This window comes from Arachidicoccus ginsenosidivorans (assembly GCF_007971385.1).
Taxonomy (GTDB): domain Bacteria; phylum Bacteroidota; class Bacteroidia; order Chitinophagales; family Chitinophagaceae; genus Arachidicoccus; species Arachidicoccus ginsenosidivorans.
The window spans coordinates 1,604,968-1,628,953 of the sequence record NZ_CP042434.1 but is presented as its reverse complement, the minus strand read 5'-3'; the positions used below and the strand labels follow the sequence as shown (position 1 = coordinate 1,628,953).

Below are 23,986 nucleotides of genomic sequence, written 5' to 3'. Positions count from 1 at the left end.
AGGGGCCAAAAGACTTTAATACGGTATCTATTGGTATCAATGTGGGTTTCTTCTAATGCTACGGGTGTAGGTGGCTTACCTTAAGGCAATCCATTTAAATGTCAGAAATTGAGTATGTAAACTTTGTCAGCCGTTCTGGTTCTCTTTGATTAGAGATGTCTGGAGCGGCTGACTCTTTGTTGTTTAGGTTATGAGTGCGGTTGTCGTAATTGGAACTTAACGGGCTATATATTGCGATGAGACGGGATTTTCGTACTTTTGCGCCATTATCTGGAACAATATGGCGGCATCAACAGACTTTAATTTTGATAACTGGGAAAAACGGTCTTTAGACCGAAAAAAGGTGTATGCCCAGCGTCTGGCCAAAATCGACAAGAAGGCGGCCCTAAAAAAACTGCCCCGTCTACATGAGCAAGCTTTTGAAAAAGTAGATTGTCTTTCCTGCGCCCGGTGCTGCAAAAATTATTCGCCCCGGTTTAAAATGCCAGACATTAAAAGGATTTCCAAGGTCCTTGGGATGAAAGAAACAGAGATGATCACCACTTATCTATATATGGATGAAGAGGGGATTATGTGGTGAAATCTTCTCCCTGTCCTTTCCTACAGGCGGATAATACCTGCCAGATATATGAAGATCGTCCCTCTGATTGTGCCAGATTCCCCTATACGGATGAGGATGTACTTTTTAAACGAAAAAACATCACGCTCAAGAATGCAGAATTCTGTCCTGCAGTTTATTACGTTTTAGAAAAACTTTTTGAATAATATTCGTATTTTCGTTAGCATCCAATAGTCACGTTTCATCAACTTAATTTTGAACCCTTTATATGGGCCACTTACCCACGCTTATTGAAGACCTGGCACTGATTTTATTTTCCGGAGCTGTTGTAACCCTGCTTTTAGGAAATTAAAACAACCCCTGGTACTCGGCTATATAATTGCGGGCCTTTTGGTAGGCCCGCATATCTCTTTGGTACCAACTGTGGTAGAGGAAAGGAATATTAAAATCCTGGCGGAACTAGGTGTTATCTTTTTACTTTTTAGCCTTGGGTTGGAGTTCAGCTTTAAAAAGCTAATGCGGGTAGGGGGCGCAGCCTCCGTTACTGCCTTTGTAGAAATCGGGTTTATTGTTGTGGCTGGCTACCTGGTAGGTAAATGGATGGGCTGGAGCCAGATGGATAGTATTTTTCTGGGGGCACTTCTGGCGAGTTCATCTACTACTATTATTATCCGAGCCTTTGAGGAGTTGGGGGTGAAATCCAAAAGGTTTGCCGGTGTGGTATTCGGGGTACTGGTCGTAGAGGACCTGGTCGTGATTCTCTTACTGGTATTATTACCCGCTATTGCGGTTTCAAGAGAATTCGAGGGGGGCGCCATGCTTATGACACTCATTAAGCTCGTGTTCTTTTTGATCCTGTGGTTTGTACTGGGTATTTTTCTGATTCCTTCTTTTTTAAAGAGAATGCGTGGGATGATGGACGATGAGATGCTGCTGATCCTGGCCATCGGTCTTTGCCTGGGCATGGTTGTTTTGGCGACCAAGGCGGGCTTCTCTGCTGAATTAGGGGCCTTTATTATGGGGTCTATTCTGGCAGAAACCACTTCTGCCGAAAAAATAGAACATTTATTTAAACCGGTGAAAGATGTATTTGGCGCCGTTTTCTTTGTTTCAGTGGGCATGATGATTGATCCGGTGGCCATGTGGGATTACCGGCTGCCTATTATCATCGTGACGCTGCTGACTATTTTGGGTAAATTCTTCAGTTCGGGACTGGGAGCGCTTTTATCCGGCCAACCATTGAAGCAATCGGTTCAGGTGGGGATGAGCATGGCACAGATCGGTGAATTTGCCTTTATTATTGCCGGGCTGGGGGTAACGCTCAATGTTACCAGTGATTTTCTTTTTCCGGTAGCGGTTGGGGTTTCAGCGCTCACAACTTTTACCACTCCTTATATGATTAAGTCTTCCGATGCGGCTTATAAACTGGTTCTTAGGGTGATTCCACAAAAATGGGTCTCTTCGGTCAATCTTTATGCTTCCAGTACCCAAAAGATCCAGGCCGAAAGTGCCTGGAAGAAAGTCATAAAATCCTACACAACTATTCTGGTAACCAATGGAATTGTTATAATTGCGATTCTGCTGATCTCCATTAACTTATTGGAGCCATTTTTGATTGGGAAGTTAAAGAGCATGACCTATGTAGGAATTGTGGGCGTATTTATTACGCTTTTACTGGGAGCGCCTTTTTTCTGGGGGTTAATGATGAAACGTCCTGCCGGGTTGGCCTATAAAGAGTTATGGCTGAATAGCATTTACAATCGAGGGCCGTTATTAGTCATAGAGATAACCCGTAATTTGATCGGGGCGACGCTCATTGGTTTGTTACTCGACCGCTATTTTTCCGGTAAAGTGGCACTACTTATTTTGCTTCCGGTGATTTTGCTCTTTTTTATGTGCTCAGCAAAAAGATTCAGAAGTTTTATGGCAAATTAGAAGCGCGGTTTTTGATTAACCTAAATGCCAGAGAGGCCGCTGAAAAGGCGAAAAGGCCACTATTAGACTTGGGTAAATATGATATTTCTGACTGGGAGACGCATATTTCACAGCATGTGGTTGGCTCAAATGCGACTTTTCTAGGCAAAACATTGATGGAGCTTAAATGGCGGGAGAAATACGGTGTCAATATCGCCTTTATCAAAAGAGGCGATCTGGTTATTTTGCCGCCCAAAAGGGAAGAGATTATTTTCCCGGCCGATGAAATCGGCGTTATCGCTACTGATGAACAGTTAAGTAAGTTTCAGCCGGTATTGGAGTCCAGTAGACCTGAAGCCTACACGGCCAGCACTAGCAAGGTGGAAGATGTCGGCTTACAAAGATTGGTGGTGGATGAGCATTTTAGGGTTAAAGGTATGACCATCCATGATAGTGGTATCCGGGAGAAAACAGACGGATTGGTTATCCGGGTAGAAAGAGAAGACCAGCATTTTATTAATCCTTCCTCAGATACAATGCTGCAGTGGGGAGATGTAATCTGGCTGGTGGGTAACAAGCAAAAGATACAGGCGCTGAAAGATGCCTGATCCTAACAGCAATGGGTAACATAAGCATAATGATTACCTTTGCACTTAAAACACGGATTTTCTGAGAACTTTTCTAAAAATACTTGGACGTACGTTTTTGATTATACTGGCAGTATTACTGTTGGTATGGATTCTTATTCAGACTGAGCCCGTACAGAACTTCCTGGTAAAAAAGGTGACGGCCAGACTGTCTAAGGACCTGCACACAGAGGTCAGTATAAAGCATGTCAGCTTTACGCTCTTCAATAGGATGGATCTGGATGATATTCTGATCAAGGATCAGAAAAAAGACACGCTGCTGGCAGCTGGCGCACTGAAAGTCAGAATCACTGACTGGTTTTTTCTTAAAAACAATATCGAACTTAAATATATCGGACTGGAAAATGCATCCATTTACCAGAATCGCAAGGATTCGGTCTGGAACTTTCAGTTTCTGATCGATTATTTTTCAAGTCCTAAAAAGGATACGACCAAAGGAACCATTGATCTGGATCTTAAAAAGGTAGACCTGAAAAATGTCCGTTATTATAAACAGGACGGCTGGCGCGGAGAAGATATGGATGTGTCTGTCGGCAGGATGCTCCTGGATGCGGAAAAGATTGACCTGAATACCTTAGAATTTAAATTGCACTATCTGGAGCTGGATAAGCCAAAGTTTGAATTGACTCAATATAAAGGAAACAGGCCTTCCCCGCCCCTCTCAAATGAGCCCGATACCGGTTTGTATTTTAATGCGGCTGGTATGCATATTGAACTCGACAGCCTGCATATGATGGGTGGTACTTTTGCGCTCATAAATCATATGCGCCCGCACACGGTGGTGCCTTATTTTGATGACCGGTTTATTCAATGTAATCATCTGGATATTGCTGCCAGAAAGCTTTCTTTTGTCCGCGATACGATTAAAGCGGATATGCGCCTCAGCACTACAGAAAGAAGCGGGTTTACCATTAAACACCTAAAGGCGGATTTTAAATTGACCCCCCAGGTCATGGAATTTAAAAATCTGGATATTCTTACAGGGGGCAGTCACCTGGAAAATTATTATGCCATGTCCTTTAAAGATTTTCAGGAGGATATGGGGGATTTTACCACTAAAGTGCATATTACAGCAAGGTTTAAAAACGCATCAGTCAGTAGTAAGGATATCGCCTATTTTGCCCCAGCGTTAAAAACCTGGAATAAACAATTTAAGCTTTCCGGGTCCATGCAAGGGACCGTAGCTAATTTTAAAGCCAATAATTTTTTAATCAGTGGTGAAGGCGGAATGGTTCTTAGAGGGGATCTGACCATGAAGGGATTGCCGGATATTGCCCATACGGTCATGGATTTTGATACTATTGATCTGAATACGAATTATAATCAACTTTTACCCATTGTTCCGCAGCTCAGAGAGATAAAAAATCCAAATATGGCTGCGCTAGGTGATATGCATTATAGTGGCAACTTCCATGGGACAATCTATGATTTTACCACCAAAGGAAGTCTTTCTACCGCACTAGGCGGCGCAAGAGCCAACCTGAATCTTAAATTTCCGGATAAAGGTGAGCCTACTTATAAAGGAACCATTAAAACCAAATCCTTTGATCTGGGTACCTTCATTGAGACAAAAGCACTAGGTAATGTCGCTTTTGACGGCAGTTTTGAAGGCAGCTCATTTGCCCTTAATACAATGCGGGCCGGCTTAAAAGGGCATTTTGACAGTCTGGAGGTCAATCATTATGCTTATTCTGGTGTGGATGTCAACGGGACTTTCCAAAAAAAGTATTTTACAGGTGAACTCAAAATTGATGACCCCAATGCGACCTTTCTTTCAAATGTTGAGATCGATTTTAATGGAGAAAAGCCCAGATTCAATGTCCTGGGGGATCTGGTCGGGCTTGACATGCGCAAGACGCACCTGACTAATCAGAACCTGACACTAACGGGGTTATTTGACTTAAACTTTGAAGGAGATAATATAGATGACTTCGTTGGGTCGGCCAAGCTGCTCAACGTTTCATTAATAAAAGACAGCACTGCACTGAACTTTGATTCACTGGCATTTTATGCCAGTATTGATAGTAATCAGTATAAAGTGCTGACAGTAGAAAATAATGAGTTCAATGCAAAGGTAATTGGTGCTTATTCTATATTGGATTTGCCAGTTACTTTTCAGTCCTTTTTAAACAAGTACTATCCTGCATTTGTCAATCCACCTAAAGAGGTGCCTAAAAATCAACATTTTACCGTCCAGATTGAGACGGGTAATTTTGAGCCTTACATCAATCTGATTGATTCCAATTTACATGGTTTTGATAGTGTCAGTATAAAAGGGGCCGTCAATACGGATGACTCGGGTAGCTTTTATTTTGATGCCCGTATCCCGGAATTTAAATATAAGCGTTTTAAACTCCAAGGAACACATCTGGCAGGGAAGGGAGATTTTGAAAAAATAGATTTTGGTGCCCGGGTGGACCGCTTTTATTTAAACGACAGTTCTTTTTTCCCGAATACCAAATTGTTGATTAATTCTAAAAACGATCACTCCCTGGTTCAACTCACTACAGGCTCCAATAATACCATTAATGAGATTAATATATCGGCGATGGTGGATAATCTTTCTGATGGGGTTAAAATCCAGTTCCAGCCTTCCTATTTTGTCCTCAATGATAAAAAGTGGGATCTGGAAAAGCAAGGGGAAATCATCATCAGGAAACATTTTGCCTCTGCTAAAAATGTAAAATTCTCTCAAGGGTTCCAGGAATTAACCGTAGAAACACAACAAGGGAAAAGAGATACGACCAATAATAACCTGGTTTTTAATTTGACGAAAGTTAATATCGGCGATATCACACCCTTATTTTTTTCAAGTCCTAGAATAGAAGGGCTCGCGACAGGTTCCATTGTAATGATCAATTTCTTTGGTGATTTCAGTGCCTATGAAAAACTTACTTTTGACCAATTAAGGGTCAATGGAGACTCTGTAGGGGTGATGCATTCAACGGCTTTCTACTCCGCCAGAAATGATCGGATCTCCATAAAGGCGGATGCAGATAATCAAGATTATCATTTTAATGCAGACGGCTATTATAACCTAAGGGATTCTATCGGCTCTCCACTTGATTTAAATGTGCAGTTAAAAGACACCCGGATTTCCTTCTTAAATCAATTCCTGGGTAATCTATTTAAGAATATTGATGGAAAAGGAACAGGCGATATTCAGCTGAAAGGATCTTTTGAGAAACTTAAATTGTTAGGAAAGGCACATATTGATTCGGCGAGTCTGGATGTTATCTATACCAAGGTAAAATATTTTGTGCCTTCTGCGGATTTTGTTTTTAATGATGACAATATTGATTTTGGGCAGTTTACGGTGAAAGATATCTATGGCAATACAGGAACTGTCAAAGGTAAACTCTATCATGATGGCTTTCAGAATATGCGTTTTGACTTTGATATGAGTTCGCCTAAAATTCTGGTTTTAAATACACTGGCTACGGATAATGAGCGGTTTTATGGTAAAGCAATTGCGAATGCAAGGTTCACACTAAAAGGAACCCAGGAGCAAATGTTGATGGATATTAAAGGCAGCGTTGCTGATTCATCCAATATTAGTATTAATACCAATACCACAGCTGTAAGCAGCGATGCTGACTTTATTGTCTTTAAAAAATATGGTCAGGAGGTTAAGAAAAGTGGCGATCAAGACTCTCATCTGAATATTAGTATGGATCTTACGGCCAATGACCTGGCGGTGATTAATGTAATTTTAGATCCATTGACCGGGGATGTAATCACTGCAACGGGTAATGGACGATTGCAGATCTTTATGCCTGCTCACGGGGAAATGACCATGAAGGGCAAATATGCGATCTCTAAAGGTCGGTATAATTTTAATTTTCAGACATTTCTTAAAAAGCCATTTCAGTTCATTGAAGGGGCGAATAATTTTATTGAATGGACAGGAGACCCTTATAATGCTAATCTGCATATCGATGCCCAATACACGGCTCATCAGGTGAGTATCAATGATTTGATTAATACGCAGTCAAGCGTACAGGGGCAGGCTGGATTAAATAATATCCGAGGATATAGGGGAGATGTTTATGTAATTGTAGAGCTCAGAGGGCTTTTGCTGAAACCGGATATAGGGTTTAAAATTGACTTTCCTACCGGCAGTTCCGTTAAATCAGACCCTGATTTTGCCCTGTTCATCAACCGGATGCAAAGTGATGAAAATGAAATGCTCAAACAGGTCACTTATCTGATCGTTTTTAATTCTTTTGCACCTTATGGACAAGCAGGCAATACGGCCAATATTACCTCTGCCGGGGTTAATACGATCAGTTCACTGGTGACACATGAATTGAATAATTTATTTTCACATGCACTCAATAAACTGACCGGTGATCAGGGACTCCGTTTTGAAGTAGGCGCTGCGACCTATAGTAGTGCCAGTATATTGGGGACCGGCTCCAGTAATAGTAGATTGGACAGGCAAAGTGTGAACTTTAAATTATATCAGAGTCTGGCCAATGATAAAATACTGTTGAGTTTTGGATCAAATCTGGACTTCGGGTTGGGTAGTTCTGCGGCGGCTATGGAAAATGGAAGCTTTCAGTTTCTACCGGATATCTCCGTGCAGTTTGTACTGACCAGGGACCGAAAATTGCGAGCAGTAATTTTCAACAGAAGTAGTCTGGGGGTCGCTTCTGCCGGATCTATTGGCCGGCAAAATCGTTATGGCGTCTCCATCAGTTATACCAAAGATTTTGAGAAACTTTTTGCTGGGAAAAAAGAATCGTTTAAGGAAGTTAAGACCCGGGAAAATACGATGGAGATCCGACCCAAATAGATTGGGAGATTGGAACAGACCAAAATTTATTAAGAATATGACTTGGATGGGTGGCTACAGGAATATAATATTGATGCAGTACCTTGAGCGTGGATATTTTAAGCAATAAGCAGGCAGCTGCTATGCTGCTATGATGATCCATGTATTAAAAATGCGTTGAGCCCACTTGATATTCATCCAGTGGGCTCAACGCATTTTTTAAACGTAAATATTATAATTCTCCCAATTCCGAGCAGGTAGGGGTTAGTTTACCTTTTTCATGCCACCAATCAGAATGGAGATCATATTTTCTTCTAATTCTTCCGGTGGAATCTGTGTTTTGGAGCGGTGCCAGGACTCAATACCATTGATCGCATGCAGTAGCAACCATATGGTAGAGGGAACATTGATCTCTTTGATTTCTCCAGCTTCAATTCCTTTGGTGATTATATGATTGATCCGCTTACGATAATTGTGTTTCATGGTCTGGTAACTGGATAGGTATGCATCTTCCAGATGTACCCATTCTCTGTCTGCTACCACCACATCATCAAAATTTTCAATCATCTGGTTGATTAAAAAGCGTAGGATGAGCTCCACCTTTTCAGATAAGGCTCTTTAGAATTTTCTACGGATTCCAGATAGTCATTGTAAATATTGGCGGTATTAAAGCAAATGTCATACAATAACTCCGACTTAGAGCGGATGTGATTATAGAGACTAGCTGCCTCGATGCCGATTTTCTCTGCCAGATCACGCATGCTGGCAGCTTTATAGCCGCGTTGACGAAACAGGTTGGACGCTGCATTTAAGATGACGTCTTTTTTAGTGATGTCTTTGTCTGTTTTGATTCTTGCCATAGCTACAAAATTATAATTATTTCAATGCAAAATAAGAAAATTTGTTAGTATTTCCACAAGCGGAATAGAATTTGTGTTCTGAATATGGAAAAATGAGCGAATTGTCATGATAATAGATGAAAAATGGCTGCTGGAACTGCTTGATTCTCCATTGGAAACACAAACTCTGGCGGGGGAGGATAAGCAGGCAATGTTAATTCGCGGAGTCACTCATTTGATTGAGACTGATTTTGCCGGGCTTTGCCAGCTTTTGTACCGGGTAGATGTGGATGAAAAGCGTTTGAAAGAGCGTTTAAATAGCTCAGATGCCCCACCTGCTGAAATTATTGCCCACCTGCTTTTGGAAAGACAGAAACAAAAAGTAGCTTTACGGGCGAAGTATCAGATGGGAATACCCAAGGATATTCCCGAGGATGAAAGGTGGTAAATAGTCCAAGGAATAACCGATGGAGTGGATTTTTTGGGTAATATTTGCTTTCTTCAAGCATTCCTGTTTAGCAAAATAATGTAACGTATGTATCAATCGACAACGACAATAAGGGTTCGGTATGCTGAGACGGACCAGATGGGTGTGGTATATTATGGAAATTATGCGCAGTATTTTGAAGTGGGTAGGGTAGAGGCCATCCGTCAATTAGGGTATAGTTATAAACAAATGGAAGAAGAAGGGGTGGCCATGCCGGTGGTCTCTATGGAAACAAGATTTCTCCGATCAGCCCTTTATGATGAAGAGTTGACCATTGTGACCACTATTCGCGAGTTGCCCGTTGCGCATGAGATTATTTTTGACTGTGAAATCTTTAATGAGCGGAAAAAGTTATTGACCACAGGTAAGATCAAATTATATTTTTTAGACAAAGCCAGCTGGAAAAAAATCTCCATTCCTAAGACCTTAAGGAGCAAATTAGCGCCATTTTACGATCAAGCAGACAAGGCTGAAAGCAAATTGCAGCCAATTACTAGCAAGGCAAAGCCTAAAGCTTAATTTTGCCGGAATAGGCTGATATTATGTCGCAAATTAGGGTGTGATATTTTGATTGCGACAAATTTCTGACAGATTTACGCTTGCATGATTATCTTTTATTGGCAGAATTTGCGCCAAAACGGCTTATAAAGGGATGGATTTGCCCCGGTCACGTAGGCGCCCATGCTTAGCAATATATTGTTATAGGGGATAATTGAATGGGGTGCATTAAAACAAAAACTCTGAGCGAGGTAGAGTTAGTATTTTCGGTCTGTCGTATACCTAACCAGTTCCTCCAGCGCATCTCGGACCTCTGATTGGGGATAATGGAACAGCAGTTCTAATGCTTCATCTCTGAATTGGATCATTTTTTCGGTGGCATAGTCGATGCCACCTGCTTGCCTGACTGTGTCGATAACGTATTGAACCTTTTCTTTGCGTGTATTTTGGTTCTTGACAATGTAAATTATCTTCCGGCGCACATCGGACGAAGTGTTATTAAGGGTATATATGAGCGGTAAAGTGAGCTTTTTTTCCTTTATGTCATTGCCGGTCGGTTTGCCAATATTAGCGGAACCATAATCAAAAAGATCGTCTTTTATCTGGAAGGCCATGCCTACTTTTTCCCCGAATTGTTCCAATCTTTGGATATCTTCCTCCTTTTCAAAGGTGGAAGAGGCCCCGGCACCGCAGGCGGAAGAGAGCAGAGAGGCTGTCTTGCCTTTGATAATATCATAATATACCTCCTCATCCAGGTTCAGGTTGCGCGCTTTTTCTATTTGAAGGAGCTCGCCTTCACTCATTTGTTTAACAGCAGTAGACAGGATTTGCAAAATCCTGAAATCACCGTTATTAATGGATAAAAGCAAACCTTTGGATAGCAGATAGTCCCCGACCAGCACGGCGACCTTGTTTTTCCAGAGCGCATTAATGGAAAAGAAACCCCTACGCTCAGCAGCATCATCCACCACATCATCATGTACCAGGGTCGCGGTATGCAGTAGTTCCACCAGGGAGGCTGCCCGATAAGTCTTATCGTTGACTGCCCCTCCTAATCTGGCACTCAGCATAACGAACATAGGACGCAGTTGCTTGCCCTTGCGTTTGACAATATACTGCATAATTCGGTCAAGCAAAGGGACTTTGCTTTTAACGGCTACCTTAAAATGACGCTCAAACTCCCTGAGTTCTGATGCGATGAGTTGATTTGCTTTTTTCACTAACTAAAATACGTGTCAAATACGCTCGCTAAGGTAGTATTATAAAATTTAAAGGGAAAAATAAACTTTTCGTTAGCAGGATAGTCTATTCAACGTTTTATATCAGCTAAAACCAGATAAGTAATAAATTTAATTTATAGGGTTTGAAGGTTTGGTTTGGCACGATATATGTAAATATGGATAAGAATGAAATTCGTATAAAATATAAAGGGTCTTTGGAGGCGGAATTTACTTATATTTAGTAAACAATTAAAGAATTAAATGTAATAAATATTTGCTATTTCAATTACTATTACTATTTTTGCCCTCGAATATTCATTGGAAGCATTAAATAAAAAATTAAATCTCAATTTATGGCAAGCAAAAAGTACACGATGATGTTAGGTCTTTTAGGCCTTATCTCGACAGCAGCTTTTGCTCAAGACACCAGTACAACTACTAGCGAGTCTGTGAGCACTCAGGGTACCAGCATCTCTGCCGGCACCAATGCTGACGATTCATGGATCTACGATGGCACTAACAAAGTGCGCGTTACCAAAGAAGATCAGCAGAATGGTTTCTTAAACCACACCAACCCTTATCCGGCAAAACCACGTAACATGATGGAACTGGGTATCGGTCTTGGACCCTCTTTCATGTTCACCGCAATTGACCCTCGTTTTGGGTATGGTGCAAGCATCTCTTTGAGAAAAGCTTTAAGTCATACGTTCTCTTTAAGGTTAGGTTATGGAGCATCTAACAACTTTGGTCTGGACTATCGTCTGCGCCCAGTTGCTGATGCAACGCTTCCTAGTACTATTAAAAATATGTATGGCACAGGAAACACTTACCTGGCAAACTACAAGACTTTTATCCAGCAGGCTTCCTTAGACTTGATCGCTGATCTTAATTCTATCAGCAACTATCGTGGTAACCCTAAAACTAGCTTCTATGCTTTAGTGGGTTATAGCTTTAACATGGCTAACGTAGCAATCAACGCACTGGATGCAAGTGGTAACGCTTATACATGGAACCTGCCTAGTGGCTCTAGAAAAGACATCAAAGATGCCGCTAAACAACAACTGGAAAACAACCAGTCTAACGGTATCCTGGATGTTAAAGGTAAAAACGATAACAGCAGACAATATGAAACTGCGGGTTTAGACAGCAAAAGAGATGATGTTGTTGGATCTGATGAAACCATCAACCGTCACGGTTTAGACGCTGGTATCGGTGTGGCTTTCAAAGTTTCTCCTAGATTCAATATCGGTATCGAACAGAAGTTCACTATGTTCTTCAGCAATTCAGATGTACTTTCTGGTTTACACCTGAGCCGCGAAGGTCGTAACACAACTTTAAGCTCTACTCAAGTTCGTTTCAACTTCAACCTGGGTAACAGCGATAAGAGAATTGAACCACTGTGGTGGGTTAATCCAAACAACTACGTGTACAACAAGTTAGCTACACGTGATGTATTACCTGATGCTGATGGCGATGGTATTACTGATCAGTTCGACCAAGAACCTAACACTCCAGCAGGTTGTGCAGTTGATACACACGGTCGTTCACTGGATACAGATGGTGACGGTGTACCTGATTGCAGAGACAAACAAGTGCTGACTCCTCAGTCTTGGTTCCCAGTTGATGCTGATGGTGTTGGTACTGAACCAGAACCAGCTTGTTGCCAAGAGCTTCGTGATAAATTAGCCGCTCAGCCGGTTGCTGCAGAATGTGCTATCACAAGCTTACCAAGCGTACACTTCAACAAATCTAGCATCAAATTAGATGACGCTGCTAAATCAGCATTATCTTCTGCAGCTGCTCAGTTGAATTCTAATCCTAATTGTAAAGTGAAAATTGTTGGTTACGGTGCTTCTAACAAACGTGCTCAACAGTTAAGCTGGGATAGAGTAAACGCTGTTAAGAACTTCCTGATCGAACAGCAAGGTATCTCTGAAGGTCGTATCATCTTCACTTATGGTTACGATGGTGATGCAAACACTGTAGATCTTCAGCCAACTACTGAATCTGGTCCTTCTACAGTTCCAGCTCCACATCCAAATCTTCAAAAATAATAGCGCAGCTATTTAATTGAAAATATAAAGAGAGCCACTCACATCGAGTGGCTCTTTTTTGCGTGTACATATAGGGTTTGGAGTTGACAGTGTCTTAATACTTAGGAATTTCACAAACCTTATGAGACAATTAAAACTGTTTTTAAGGGGATTTGTTAAGGATTGAGTATTTTTACAATGAATAAATACTTCTTATGTATAAATTATTGCTGATATTGACTGTCTGTTTGTTATCCTTCAGCTCCAAGGCTCAAGAGGCTTATATTTATGGTTATATAAAGGACAGTTTAACCGAATTGCCCATTCAGGATGTGCATGTATCCGGCAATAGGGGAGATACCAGTGATTATACGAATAGCAGCGGTTTATTCGTCGTTAAGGCTTCTATGGGCGATACCCTTACTTTCCTTAGAGTGGGCTATTTTACACAAAAAGTGGCGCTTACTCAGGGTGTTTTGATTGACACCTTACGGATTATTATGGTGCCTAAGACCCATGAACTGGAAAGTGTAACAGTTTCCTCCTATGGCTACGCAGATTACCAGGCTGATAGTGCAGATCGGCGAAAATATTTTGAGGAAGTGATTGGATACGCGAAGCCACTTTTTGATAATGCAAATTCAGGAGCAGGGCTGGGCATTAGTCTGGACAGGATCTTCAGCCATAAGGAAAAAAACAAGAAAAGAGCCTTTAAGCTCTTTAAAGATGTAGAGGAGGATAAGTATATAGATTTTCGGTTTAATTCCATCCTTGTGCACAGTTATACGGGGTTTAAAGGGGAAAAACTACAACGCTTTATGCGAAAATACCGGCCTTCTTATAATTGGCTGCGAAGCCATACCAGGCAGGTGGATTTGCTCTATTATATCAATGCTAAACTCAAGAAATTTAAATAAGGATTTGCTGAGATAAAATGGGACATTTATGGGAATTGTTAGCGAACTTTACGCCCGCTGCTGTTTGTAGCAGGCCCAACCAACATTATTGAATTTAATTAGTACACTATGTGGTATAGACTCGGGAAGTGGATTATAAAAAGGCGCATTTTGCTTTTATCCTTACTGGCCTTGGCTACCCTTTTTATGGGGTATTTGGCAAAGGATATAAAAATGAGCTATGAATTCTCAAAAGCCATTCCCGTAGATAATCAAAAATACAAGGATTACCAGCAGTTCTTAAAGACCTTTGGCAGGGATGGTAATACGGTTGTCGTTGGGATTCATTCGGAAAAGTTCTTCGATACAGCAACTTTTAATCAGGTAGCTGAGCTGCAAAAAAATATCAAAGCAGCCAAAGGTGTGACAGGGATATTAAGCGTCCCTACAGCGGTAGATCTGATTAAAATGGACAGCCTTGAAAAATTTCAGCCGGAAGTAATATTCCATGCACCTTATACGGATCAAAATGCCCTGGATAGTAATACTGCCGAGTTTCTAAATCTGCCTTTTTACCAGGGACTACTCTATAACAAGCAAAACCAGGCTTATCTGATTGCCGTATCGCTGAATGATACCTTGATTAATAGTAAGGAAAGAACGCATATTATTAATGGGATTATGGCTCCCATTGAAGCATTTGAGAAAACTTCGGGTATAAAAGTGCATGTCAGCGGACTGCCTTATATCCGAACGACGGTAGGTGACAAAATCGCTCACGAGCTTAATTATTTCTTACTGGGATCTTTTATACTGTCGGCTATTACACTATTACTTTTTTTAGATCCATTAGTGCCATGCTGATGAGTCTGGCTGTTGTGGCAATGGGGGTGATATTTAGCGTGGGCACCATGGTACTGCTGGGCTATAAGATCACTTTGTTGACAGCGCTTATACCGCCTTTGATTGTGGTGATCGGGATACCAAACTGTATTTACTTTTTTAATAAATACCACAGTGTCTATAAGGAGAAAGGCAATAAATACCAATCCATTATAATGATGGTGGGCAAAATGGGTATTGTGACGCTGTTTTGTAATATTGCTGCTGCCATTGGTTTTGCCGTATTTGCTTTTACCAGTAGTGATCTATTAAAAGAATTTGGGGTCGTGGCCGGGATAAATATCATGGTGTTATTTATTATCTCCTTGATCTTTATTCCAGCGGTACTCAGTATGCTTGCGGCACCCAAACCAATCCACATGCGGTATCTGGATAATAAATATCTGACACGGGTACTAATCAAAATTGAAAAATGGGCCTTTTATCATGTAAAATATGTGTATGGGATCACAATTGTACTGCTAGTTGTAGCTGTTATAGGCACACTGCGAATGAAAACAGTCTCCCATGTGGTAGATGATCTGCCACATTCTGATAAAATTTATACTGATTTAAAATGGTTTGAGCAGAATTTCAACGGAGTAATGCCCCTGGAGATTGTTGTAGATAGTAAGAAGAAAAACGGCTTATTTCGCAACCTGAATACGATCGGTAAGATTGATCGGTTCTCTGGCTATTTAGAGAGGCAACCGGATGTAGCCAAGCCGCTTTCTTTTGTAAATGCATTAAAATTTGCCCGTCAGGCTTTCTATGAGGGTGACAGCTCTTATTATGGGATACTTACCCAATTTGAAGTGCCTTTTATGGGCAATTATATTAAAGGCATCAGTAAACAGTCTAAAGATGTGGCATCCAGTAATAGCGCGCTCAGCTCCATGGTCAGCCGCTTTATTGACTCCAACAAGCAGGTAGCCAGGATCAGTGTTAATATGAAAGATGTTGGTACGACCAAACTACCGGTTTTACTAGATAGTTTTAGGCATGAGGCAGATAAGATCTTCGATTCCGCGCATTATAAGGTTACATTTACGGGGTCAACAGTTACCTTTTTGGAAGGGTCGACCTATATTGTAGAAGGGTTGGGAGAAAGTATTTTCTGGGCTTTTATACTGATTGCCCTGGCAATGCTTTACTTGTTTAAATCTACAAGGATGCTGTTTTGTTCTTTGATTCCCAATGTTATCCCTTTAATTGTCACCGCAGGCGTTATGGGCTGGTTGGGTATTTCTATAAAACCGTCCACTGTACTGGTTTTTAGTGTGGCACTGGGTATTGCCATAGATGTGACCATCCGGTTTTTAATTAACTATAAACAGGAATTGCCTCATTTAAATAATGATGTGGATGCAACCCTGAAACAAACCATTACCCATACGGGTATTAGTATTATTTATACCTCCCTGGTTCTGGTGGCGGGATTTATTATATTTATATTCAGTCAGTTTGCCGGAACCGAGAGCCTTGGTTGGCTGACCTCTTTAACGCTGGCAGTGGCCACCTTCACCAATCTTGTATTACTGCCGGTACTGATAAAGTCGTTATCGGGCAAGGGGGCTAGAAGGAAGGTGAATAAAGCAAAATAAGCCTGCAACGCTGTTTGAGCAGTCAATCAAACAGGTGTGCATAATTATACTTGCAGGATATCCCTTGTTCTGACTATATTTGATTTATGCAAACAAGTCATCCGATAGGCGTTTTTGACTCTGGTTATGGTGGTCTGACGATTTTACGCCAGATAAGGACTTCTTTGCCTGACTATGACTATATCTATCTGGGTGACAATGCAAGAGCTCCCTATGGCTCCAGAAGTTTTGAGACCATTTATGAATATACTCTGGAGGCAGTTAAATGGTTTTTTGACCAGGGCTGCCCGCTGGTTATTCTGGCATGTAACACAGCTTCTGCCAAGGCGCTGCGAACCATCCAACAAAAGGATCTGCCAGGTCTCGCCCCACAAAATCGCGTATTAGGTATTGTCCGACCAACCAGCGAAGTCATCGGCGATATGAGCGAAGGAGGTAATATTGGCATACTCGCTACCCAGGGTACGGTAGAATCACAGTCTTATATTCTGGAGATCAAAAAATTCTTTCCCGAGGTAAAAATAGAGCAACAGGCCTGCCCTATCTGGGTTCCGTTAGTAGAATATGGAGAGCAGGATAGTCCGGGAACCAACTATTTTATTAAAAAATACATAGATCTCTTACTGAAAAAAGATGCCCAGATCGATACGGTATTACTAGCCTGCACGCATTATCCACTGCTGGAAACAAAAATAAAGGAATATATGCCAGTGGATATCCAGGTCGTTACACAAGGGAAAATCGTGGCAGATAGTCTGTTTGACTATCTGAACCGCCATCCGGAAATCAGTGAGCGTATTACACAGGAAGGAGCACTTTCTTTTTATACTACGGAGCAGGCTACGACTTTTAATCAGCAGGCAGCAAGATTTTTTGGAGCGGAAGTAAATGCAACGCAGGTTCATAAATTGTAAGTGGTTTTACAGCAAATTAGCTAAAAGTGCTGCGCCCCAAATTAGGTTCATGCGGGCAGGAAGCAGTGAAAATTATATTATTTATATACATCAATTGTAAGAAATATGGCAGGTACGGACCAATTTATAGAGACTATTATTGGAGGTTATCAGTTTAAGGGAGCCTCGGTAAAAATAGGGGTAGGGATGCTTGACGGTAAGGCTGTCCCCGGGGCCAACGTAAATCTTTATTTGAAAATGATGAACCGCCACGGCCTTATTGCGGGCGCAACCGGCACGGGTAAAACCAAAACCCTGCAAACTATCAGTGAATTTTTAAGTGATGCCGGGGTACCGGTATTGCTGATGGATATTAAAGGCGATTTAAGCGGACTGGCGGCGGCCGGGACTGCCAATGATAAGATCAAACAACGCTATCAGTTATTGGACCTGGATTATACGCCTAAAGCCTTTCCTGTAGAGCTTTTAACCCTGAGTCATGAAAAGGGGGTGCGTCTGCGCGCCACGGTCAGTGAATTCGGGCCGATCCTGATTAGTAAGATTCTGGATTTAAATGAGACGCAAAGCTCTCTGGTGGCCGTAATTTTCAAATATGCGGATGATCAGAAACTGCCACTGGTTGGACTCAAAGATCTGATCAAACTCTTGCAATATGTGAGTGATGAAGGGAAAGATGAAATAGAAAAATCATATGGGAAGATTTCTACTTCTTCTACTGGTACGATCCTTAGAAAAGTAATTGAACTCCAGGGGCAGGGGGCCGATGTTTTTTTTGATGAACCCAGTTTTGAGGTCGCTGATCTGATGCGGACGACCAGCGATGGGAAAGGAATGATCAATATATTACGCGTTACTGATTTACAGGACCGTCCAAAGCTATTTTCAACCTTTATGTTGCAAATGCTGGATGAGCTGTACGCCAGCAGCCCGGAAGAGGGTGATCTGGATTTGCCAAAACTAGTCTTATTTATTGATGAAGCGCATTTGCTCTTTCAGGAAGCCACAGATGCCTTGCAGGAAAAAATAGAGACAGTCATCAAACTTATTCGCTCCAAAGGGATCGGTATATTCTTTTGTACGCAAAACCCGCAGGATGTACCGGCGCCCATCTTAAGCCAGCTGGGACTAAAAATACAGCATGCACTGCGCGCTTTTACGGCTAAGGACAGAAAGGCAATTAAGACAGCCGCAGAAAACTTCCCTGAGACGCCATTTTATAAAACAGATGAACTACTAACTCAAATGGGGATCGGTGAGGCGCTGGTGACCATGCTGAATGAAAAAGGGATCCCGACTCCGCTGGTCCATACATTGCTTTGCTCCCCCAGGAGCCGGATGGATATTTTGAGCGCTGAAGAGATTGAAAAGGTGGTGGCAGGCAGTAAGCTGGTTGCTAAATATGACCAGGTGGTGGATGAGAAAAGTGCCTATGAAATCCTGACAGACAAACTGGCACATGCGGCCCAGCAGTCTTCAGATCAAAGTGCACAAAAACAAACAAAGAAGCAGGACGGAGGCTTTTTCAGTAACCCAATTGTGAAGTCCGCTGCCAGAACCGCGGCGGTGACTATTACCGGTTATATTACCCGAAGTATTTTGGGCGCACTCGGCTTAGGTGGCAAGCGTAGAAAATAAATTATCCTTGGTTTATATTTGGGGCAAAACGGTGCGTTGAACAGCAATTGTTGCAAACGTAGTTTATTCGACTTAGCTGAGATGGATCTGGCGAAATAGTGCTGAAAAACTGAGTGCCGGCGTAGAGCATAAATGCCAGCGGTCATTATTTTGGCGGGTATTGCAATTATTATATTTTTTTTAAGATTATGTATAACAATAGGTTTAGAGTAGGTGTTTTTGGTGCGGGGCATTTAGGAAAGTTTCATATTAATAATTGGCTGGAACTGGACAAAGCTGAGCTGGTCGGTTTTTATGATCCCAGTGACCAGATCTCAGCGGCGGTTGTTGAAAAATATGGCCTTAAAAGGTTCGAGTCGGCTCAGTCACTGATTGAGGCAATTGATATTGCGGATATTGTAACGCCGACTAATTTCCATTTTGAAATGTGTGAGCTGGCCATCAAAAATGGCAAACATGTATTTGTGGAAAAGCCCCTGGCCTATACCCTGGAAGAAGGTAAACGCTTAATTGAGATGATCAAGGAGGCCAATGTTAAGGTCCAGGTGGGTCATGTAGAGCGTTTTAACCCTGCCTTTGTGGCGGCCCGTAAATACAGTCAGAACCCGATGTTTATCGAAGTGCACCGACTGGCGCAGTTTAACCCCAGAGGAACCGAAGTCAGTGTTATCATGGATCTGATGATCCATGATCTGGATATTATTTTGAGTCTGGTTAAAAGTGATGTGAAGCATATTTCTGCTAGCGGGGTCTGTGTTTTGACAGATACACCTGACATTGCTAATGTACGTATTGAGTTTAATAATGGTTGTGTGGCCAATTTGACGGCCAGCCGGATCAGTATGAAAAAAATGCGCAAAATCCGTCTTTTTCAAAAGGATGCCTATATCGGCATTGATTTTATGGAAAAAAAGACGGAAATCATTAAAATGAAAGGTGAGGCTGACCAGGATGCCTTTAGTTTTGATATTGATGTGGCGGAAGGGAAGAAAAAGACCATTGCCATAGCGAACCCCAAAATCATGGAAACGAATGCAATAAAAGAAGAGCTTTCAGCGTTTATTAGTTCAATTGAAAACGGTAAACCAGTTATTGTGAGTGAAATAGATGGCTATCTGGCTATGGAGGTCGCTCATAAGATCCTGGAAAAGATTGGTAAAAACAACGCTATTGCACCCCGGTAATAATTTGCTCGGTCGTGCATAACCTATATTGATGCATGAATGAGAAAGCCCTAATATTAAAGAACAGAGCCAAAACCTATTATTTTCTATTAGATTTCTTATCCATTATACTGGTATGGATTTTAATAGCTCAGGTGCGTTCGACACAATTACATTCCAGCCATCATGGCCTCTTAAGCACCGTGGCGCTCATTAAATCTGCCGCTGTTTTTGCCTTCTGGATCCTGCTTTTTACGATTACGGGAGCTTACCGCTATTCTATTTTTGAAAAGTCCCGTTTAAACGAGTTTTTCATTACTTTATTTCAGACCCTTTTTGGATGTCTGGTCATTTTCTTTCTACTTTTTTTACGTGATAAGGAGGATTATGGCTATCATTTTAAGATTTTCTTTTTGTACTGGTGGATGCAGATGGGGCTTACTTTTTTTCTAAGAGTGATGCAACTGCGCTGGGCCAAGCAAAAGATGAAAGTGGGGGAGTTTTCTTTCAGGACGCTGCTTATTGGGAATCGGTTTAAGGCCCTGAAGGCCTTTTATTCTGTGGAAGATTATTACAAGAATCTAGGCTACCGGATTGTGGGATTTTTAACCACCAGCTTTGCAAGTTCGCCGGTTACGGCCACCCTGGAGACCAGGATCAAAAAATTGGGTATGGTGGAAGACCTGAGCCTGGTGATGAAATCCAATCAGGTCGATCAGGTAATTGTTGCCCTGGAGGAAGATGAGATTCAGGTGATGCAACCACTCATCAGTATCTTAAGTGAACATGATGTCTTAATTCGGATAGTGGCGGAAGATATGGATATCATTAAAGGCGCAGTAAAGACTTCTAATGTTTTGAATGCACCTTTTATTACGATTAATACGACGGTCATGGTGGACTGGCAGTATAACCTGAAAATGGTTATGGATAAAGTATTTTCAGTGTTGGGTATCATTTTATTAAGTCCGGTGATCTTGTTTGTGGCGTTACGAACCTATTTTTCAGGCAAAGGTTCGATCATTTATTCACAGGAAAGAATTGGTTTTAAAGGAAAGCCTTTTAAAATATATAAGTTTAGATCCATGGTACCATCTGCGGAGAAAGATGGGCCACAACTCTCTTATGACGATGATCTCCGCATTACTTCCTGGGGGAAAGTCATGCGCCGCTGGCGCCTGGATGAGCTGCCTCAATTCTGGAATGTCCTCAAAGGAGAAATGAGCCTGGTAGGCCCCCGTCCGGAAAGAGCGTATTTTATTGATCAAATCATGGAGCATAACCGGTATTATAAGTATCTGCTGAAAGTAAAGCCAGGGTTGACATCCTGGGGAATGGTCAGGTTTGGATACGCTTCCAGTATCCAGGAAATGATGGAAAGGATGCAATACGATCTGATGTATATAGAAAATGCCTCTTTGCTGATAGATTTTAAGATTATATTACATACACTGAAAATTATATTTTTAGGGCAGGGAAAGTAATACTGTGCCACTTAATTGAGCGTTTATTTACTTTACTGGAAAGAAAATTTCTACATGAATACTGTTAAAAATGCTTTGTTCACAACCATGCATATCCAGATAAAAAGGCATATTTCCGTTGCAGGTAAAATGGTGGGGAGTCTGGCTATGCTGATAATAATGATGCTCAGCCTTATAATGACATGCCCAGTTGTTTCTTTGGGGCAAAGCCTAAAGGAAACAAAGACGGCAGTAAGGGCCGATCGGAATCAAGTCTCCCTGGAGGTTCATTATGTGATATATGCGGCTTTAGATCCTGCAAATGAGCCCATTGCAAGTAATGACAAAAGACCGGCCGGAAAGGTGATTGAAGCAATGGAGCAAATCCATTTGGTGAATACAGGTAATGCGAGTTTGACGCATCTCTGGTTGTATATATATCCGAACAGTTATAGCAGTGATAGTACAGTGCTTTGTGAAGCGTTGCTAAAGGCAGGTGATCTCAGACTGTATTTTGCAAAGCCTGACCAGTTGGGTGGGGTATCTGATCTGGATATTATAAGTGTAGGAGCCATTAATGGTAAATCTCAACATAAATTAGCGGTAGCAGATCCCACGGGTACCCGCGAAAGGTTGCTGTTAACGCTAGCTGAACCCTTAGGACCGGGAGATAGCCTTAATTTACAGACGCCCTTTTCTTTGCATTTGCCTGAAAAACTACTGGATTTAGGATATAATGATGGCGTGAGTTATTTGGAAAACTGGTTTGTGCAATTAGATCCGTCTTATAAAATAGATCAATCATCGGTACATGTCATCCTAACTACAGGTGGGGATCAGCAACTGTATGTGGATGGTCAGCTACAAAGACCAACTGATAGGGTGACGTCGGGAACAACTCAAAGTTCCAGTGAAATAGTTGCGCGCTCCGAAAGTGATCAGTTGCGTTTTGACTTACAAGTAGCTCCCCGGTCTACCATTGCAGTTAAAGCCTCTGATAATAGTACGTCTATTCTCGAGACTGGAGCCCACCCTTACTTTGATTCAAAGAGTGGCCAAATAGTCAGACCTTCCAATGATTTTTTTCAAAAGCTTTTACCTGGGCCTTTGGCGGCCAAAAGACCGCTTAGGCCCGATAGTGTTTTTGCGCAAATGAGGGCCGCTAGAAACGGGGATGCTCCCAAAATAACCAAACCAGTGAATCTGGCTTTTCTTTTTAATCTGAAAGAAGCGGATACCAAAAGCTATCTTTCCTTGAGTCCCGCTATTGGCTTTAATAATTATGATAAGTGGATGCCTGGTTTGCTGATACATAATTATGGATTGCCTGTTAGGCCATTTAATTTTGTATTGGCGCCATTATATAGTACAGGTGATCATACTTTAAGTGGGTTAGGACATTTAAGTTATACAAAGCGTAATGTTTCCAGCGCCTGGCAGATAAGTCTGGACGGTAGTAGCTATGCTTATAGTGCTTATAATAGCTGGATAGACGCCGCGGGTAAAACCCATGAAGCGGGTAAAATGCGCCTGTTAAGAATCGTGCCTGCCATGCGCTATAAGTGGTCACCTGATCCGGATCAACCTGAAAAACAGTGGCGTTTGGAAGCCAAAACTTTTGTCCTTAAAAAAGATATATGGAAGCCCGGAGAAGCAAAAATAATCAGTCCGACTACTTCAATCGGGGAGTTGGATGTAGCACTAAACAATAACAGAGCGCTGTATCCTTATGCAGTGAGCTTGCAAGTCCAGGGGACGGATCAGTTTTTAAGGGCAGGACTTACTGGGAACTATTTTCTGAATTATGACGGCCAGGGAAAGGGATTGCAGTTGCGCGGTTTTGCGGGTAAATTCTTTTATTTGCAACAAAAAGATATCCTGAGCAGTTATAATCTTGGCAATTATTTTTTTAACCTGAGTGGATCAAACGGGTTGCAGGATTTTACAAATAGTGATTACTTTGTAGGCCGATCTGAATATCAGGGGTGGATGAGTCAACAGATGACGACTACGGGAGGATTCTTTAAGGTGGCTACCCCTTATTTAACCGAGCCGATTGGCCAGACAGATGATTGGCTGGCAGCGATTAACCTGACATCGGATTTGCCGGATGGGATCAACCCGTTTTCCGTATTGCCTTTTAAATTGCCTGTCCGGGTTTTTATGGATTTAGGCACTTATAGCAATTTGTGGTCAGAAAACCCTGATGCTGGTCGTTTTCTCTATGACGCCGGCCTGCAGGTGAGTATATTTAAAGAGGCTGTGACCATTTATTTTCCGTTATTGTATAGCAAGTTCTATAGAGATACCTATAAATCTATGGGAGATTTAGGAACCTATTCAAAGCGGATTCGTTTTTCCATTAGCCTGGGTAAGTTGTTGCCAAAAAGGCTGCAAAAGGACATTAATTTTTAGTACAAGATTCATGGGAAATATTCAGATTATATCTAATGCA

General features: G+C 41.7%; 19 protein-coding genes. 16 read left to right on the top strand and 3 right to left on the bottom strand.

Annotated features, from left to right (window positions below):
- The first annotated feature begins 280 nt into the window (after positions 1 to 280).
- From FSB73_RS24370 to FSB73_RS06700, 5 genes are all read left to right on the top strand, one after another.
- Positions 281 to 580, top strand: a complete 300-nt coding sequence (locus FSB73_RS24370) for a YkgJ family cysteine cluster protein (protein WP_225974563.1) — start codon at positions 281 to 283, stop codon at positions 578 to 580.
- Positions 574 to 765: a YkgJ family cysteine cluster protein gene (locus FSB73_RS24365; protein WP_317132840.1), complete on the top strand. Its 192-nt coding sequence runs from the start codon at positions 574 to 576 to the stop codon at positions 763 to 765. The genes FSB73_RS24370 and FSB73_RS24365 overlap by 7 nt, the downstream gene beginning before the upstream one ends.
- A 184-nt stretch (positions 766 to 949) precedes the next feature.
- Positions 950 to 2,494 (top strand): cation:proton antiporter, encoded by a 1,545-nt coding sequence (locus FSB73_RS06705; protein ID WP_262712523.1) that lies wholly within the window; start codon positions 950 to 952, stop codon positions 2,492 to 2,494.
- An 11-nt stretch (positions 2,495 to 2,505) separates the two neighbouring features.
- Complete coding sequence (locus FSB73_RS24360; protein WP_225974562.1) at positions 2,506 to 3,081, top strand: TrkA C-terminal domain-containing protein; 576 nt, start codon at positions 2,506 to 2,508, stop codon at positions 3,079 to 3,081.
- 97 nt (positions 3,082 to 3,178) lie between these two features.
- Positions 3,179 to 7,918: a translocation/assembly module TamB domain-containing protein gene (locus FSB73_RS06700; protein WP_146780765.1), complete on the top strand. Its 4,740-nt coding sequence runs from the start codon at positions 3,179 to 3,181 to the stop codon at positions 7,916 to 7,918.
- 243 nt (positions 7,919 to 8,161) lie between these two features.
- Here FSB73_RS06700 and FSB73_RS06695 read toward each other — a convergent pair whose 3' ends face one another.
- Together FSB73_RS06695 and FSB73_RS06690 are read right to left on the bottom strand one after the other, a co-directional pair.
- Positions 8,162 to 8,464: a hypothetical protein gene (locus tag FSB73_RS06695; RefSeq protein WP_146780763.1), complete on the bottom strand. Its 303-nt coding sequence runs from the start codon at positions 8,462 to 8,464 to the stop codon at positions 8,162 to 8,164.
- A gap of 8 nt (positions 8,465 to 8,472) precedes the next feature.
- Positions 8,473 to 8,757, bottom strand: a complete 285-nt coding sequence (locus FSB73_RS06690; protein ID WP_146780761.1) for a TetR/AcrR family transcriptional regulator — start codon at positions 8,755 to 8,757, stop codon at positions 8,473 to 8,475.
- Between the two features lie 106 nt (positions 8,758 to 8,863).
- On the opposite strand from FSB73_RS06690, the gene FSB73_RS06685 reads away from it, so the two are divergent.
- Both FSB73_RS06685 and FSB73_RS06680 read left to right on the top strand, forming a co-directional pair.
- Entirely contained in the window at positions 8,864 to 9,184 is a 321-nt protein-coding gene (locus FSB73_RS06685) for a hypothetical protein (protein WP_146780759.1), read from the top strand.
- Between the two features lie 87 nt (positions 9,185 to 9,271).
- Positions 9,272 to 9,742, top strand: a complete 471-nt coding sequence (locus FSB73_RS06680) for an acyl-CoA thioesterase (RefSeq protein ID WP_146780757.1) — start codon at positions 9,272 to 9,274, stop codon at positions 9,740 to 9,742.
- A gap of 236 nt (positions 9,743 to 9,978) precedes the next feature.
- Here FSB73_RS06680 and FSB73_RS06675 read toward each other — a convergent pair whose 3' ends face one another.
- Positions 9,979 to 10,941 (bottom strand): polyprenyl synthetase family protein, encoded by a 963-nt coding sequence (locus FSB73_RS06675; RefSeq protein ID WP_158639440.1) that lies wholly within the window; start codon positions 10,939 to 10,941, stop codon positions 9,979 to 9,981.
- Positions 10,942 to 11,294: 353 nt separating this feature from the next.
- On the opposite strand from FSB73_RS06675, the gene FSB73_RS06670 reads away from it, so the two are divergent.
- The 9 genes from FSB73_RS06670 (at position 11,295) to FSB73_RS06635 (ending at position 23,946) form a co-directional block, all read left to right on the top strand.
- Positions 11,295 to 12,995 carry an OmpA family protein gene (locus tag FSB73_RS06670; RefSeq protein ID WP_146780755.1) on the top strand — a complete coding sequence of 567 codons (1,701 nt, stop codon included), beginning with the start codon at positions 11,295 to 11,297 and terminating at the stop codon, positions 12,993 to 12,995.
- Between the two features lie 194 nt (positions 12,996 to 13,189).
- Positions 13,190 to 13,891 carry a hypothetical protein gene (locus tag FSB73_RS06665; protein ID WP_146780754.1) on the top strand — a complete coding sequence of 234 codons (702 nt, stop codon included), beginning with the start codon at positions 13,190 to 13,192 and terminating at the stop codon, positions 13,889 to 13,891.
- 150 nt (positions 13,892 to 14,041) lie between these two features.
- The gene (locus tag FSB73_RS24355) at positions 14,042 to 14,734 is read left to right on the top strand and encodes an RND transporter family protein (RefSeq protein WP_225974561.1); all 693 of its coding nucleotides are present in this window, start codon (positions 14,042 to 14,044) and stop codon (positions 14,732 to 14,734) included.
- Positions 14,728 to 16,356, top strand: a complete 1,629-nt coding sequence (locus FSB73_RS06660; RefSeq protein WP_262712522.1) for an efflux RND transporter permease subunit — start codon at positions 14,728 to 14,730, stop codon at positions 16,354 to 16,356. The genes FSB73_RS24355 and FSB73_RS06660 overlap by 7 nt, the downstream gene beginning before the upstream one ends.
- 86 nt (positions 16,357 to 16,442) lie before the next feature.
- Entirely contained in the window at positions 16,443 to 17,270 is an 828-nt protein-coding gene (murI, locus tag FSB73_RS06655) for a glutamate racemase (RefSeq protein WP_146780752.1), read from the top strand.
- A 105-nt stretch (positions 17,271 to 17,375) separates the two neighbouring features.
- Positions 17,376 to 18,905 carry a helicase HerA-like domain-containing protein gene (locus tag FSB73_RS06650; RefSeq protein WP_146780750.1) on the top strand — a complete coding sequence of 510 codons (1,530 nt, stop codon included), beginning with the start codon at positions 17,376 to 17,378 and terminating at the stop codon, positions 18,903 to 18,905.
- A 188-nt stretch (positions 18,906 to 19,093) separates the two neighbouring features.
- Positions 19,094 to 20,089: a Gfo/Idh/MocA family protein gene (locus FSB73_RS06645; RefSeq protein ID WP_146780748.1), complete on the top strand. Its 996-nt coding sequence runs from the start codon at positions 19,094 to 19,096 to the stop codon at positions 20,087 to 20,089.
- Positions 20,090 to 20,124: 35 nt separating this feature from the next.
- Positions 20,125 to 21,552, top strand: coding sequence for a sugar transferase (locus tag FSB73_RS06640; RefSeq protein ID WP_146780746.1), 1,428 nt, complete (start codon positions 20,125 to 20,127; stop codon positions 21,550 to 21,552).
- A gap of 54 nt (positions 21,553 to 21,606) precedes the next feature.
- Positions 21,607 to 23,946 (top strand): gluzincin family metallopeptidase, encoded by a 2,340-nt coding sequence (locus tag FSB73_RS06635; protein WP_146780744.1) that lies wholly within the window; start codon positions 21,607 to 21,609, stop codon positions 23,944 to 23,946.
- Positions 23,947 to 23,986 lie beyond the last annotated feature (40 nt).

Bases quoted from the DNA above. Each gene is read 5' to 3' on its own strand.
- FSB73_RS24370 (WP_225974563.1), top strand. From the start codon at position 281: ATGGCGGCATCAACAGACTTTAATTTTGATAACTGGGAAAAACGGTCT.
- FSB73_RS06695 (WP_146780763.1), bottom strand. From the start codon at position 8,464: ATGATTGAAAATTTTGATGATGTGGTGGTAGCAGACAGAGAATGGGTA.
- FSB73_RS06690 (WP_146780761.1), bottom strand. From the start codon at position 8,757: ATGGCAAGAATCAAAACAGACAAAGACATCACTAAAAAAGACGTCATC.
- FSB73_RS06685 (WP_146780759.1), top strand. From the start codon at position 8,864: ATGATAATAGATGAAAAATGGCTGCTGGAACTGCTTGATTCTCCATTG.
- FSB73_RS06680 (WP_146780757.1), top strand. From the start codon at position 9,272: ATGTATCAATCGACAACGACAATAAGGGTTCGGTATGCTGAGACGGAC.
- FSB73_RS06670 (WP_146780755.1), top strand. From the start codon at position 11,295: ATGGCAAGCAAAAAGTACACGATGATGTTAGGTCTTTTAGGCCTTATC.
- FSB73_RS06665 (WP_146780754.1), top strand. From the start codon at position 13,190: ATGTATAAATTATTGCTGATATTGACTGTCTGTTTGTTATCCTTCAGC.
- FSB73_RS06660 (WP_262712522.1), top strand. From the start codon at position 14,728: ATGCTGATGAGTCTGGCTGTTGTGGCAATGGGGGTGATATTTAGCGTG.
- murI (WP_146780752.1), top strand. From the start codon at position 16,443: ATGCAAACAAGTCATCCGATAGGCGTTTTTGACTCTGGTTATGGTGGT.
- FSB73_RS06650 (WP_146780750.1), top strand. From the start codon at position 17,376: ATGGCAGGTACGGACCAATTTATAGAGACTATTATTGGAGGTTATCAG.
- FSB73_RS06645 (WP_146780748.1), top strand. From the start codon at position 19,094: ATGTATAACAATAGGTTTAGAGTAGGTGTTTTTGGTGCGGGGCATTTA.
- FSB73_RS06640 (WP_146780746.1), top strand. From the start codon at position 20,125: ATGAATGAGAAAGCCCTAATATTAAAGAACAGAGCCAAAACCTATTAT.
- FSB73_RS06635 (WP_146780744.1), top strand. From the start codon at position 21,607: ATGAATACTGTTAAAAATGCTTTGTTCACAACCATGCATATCCAGATA.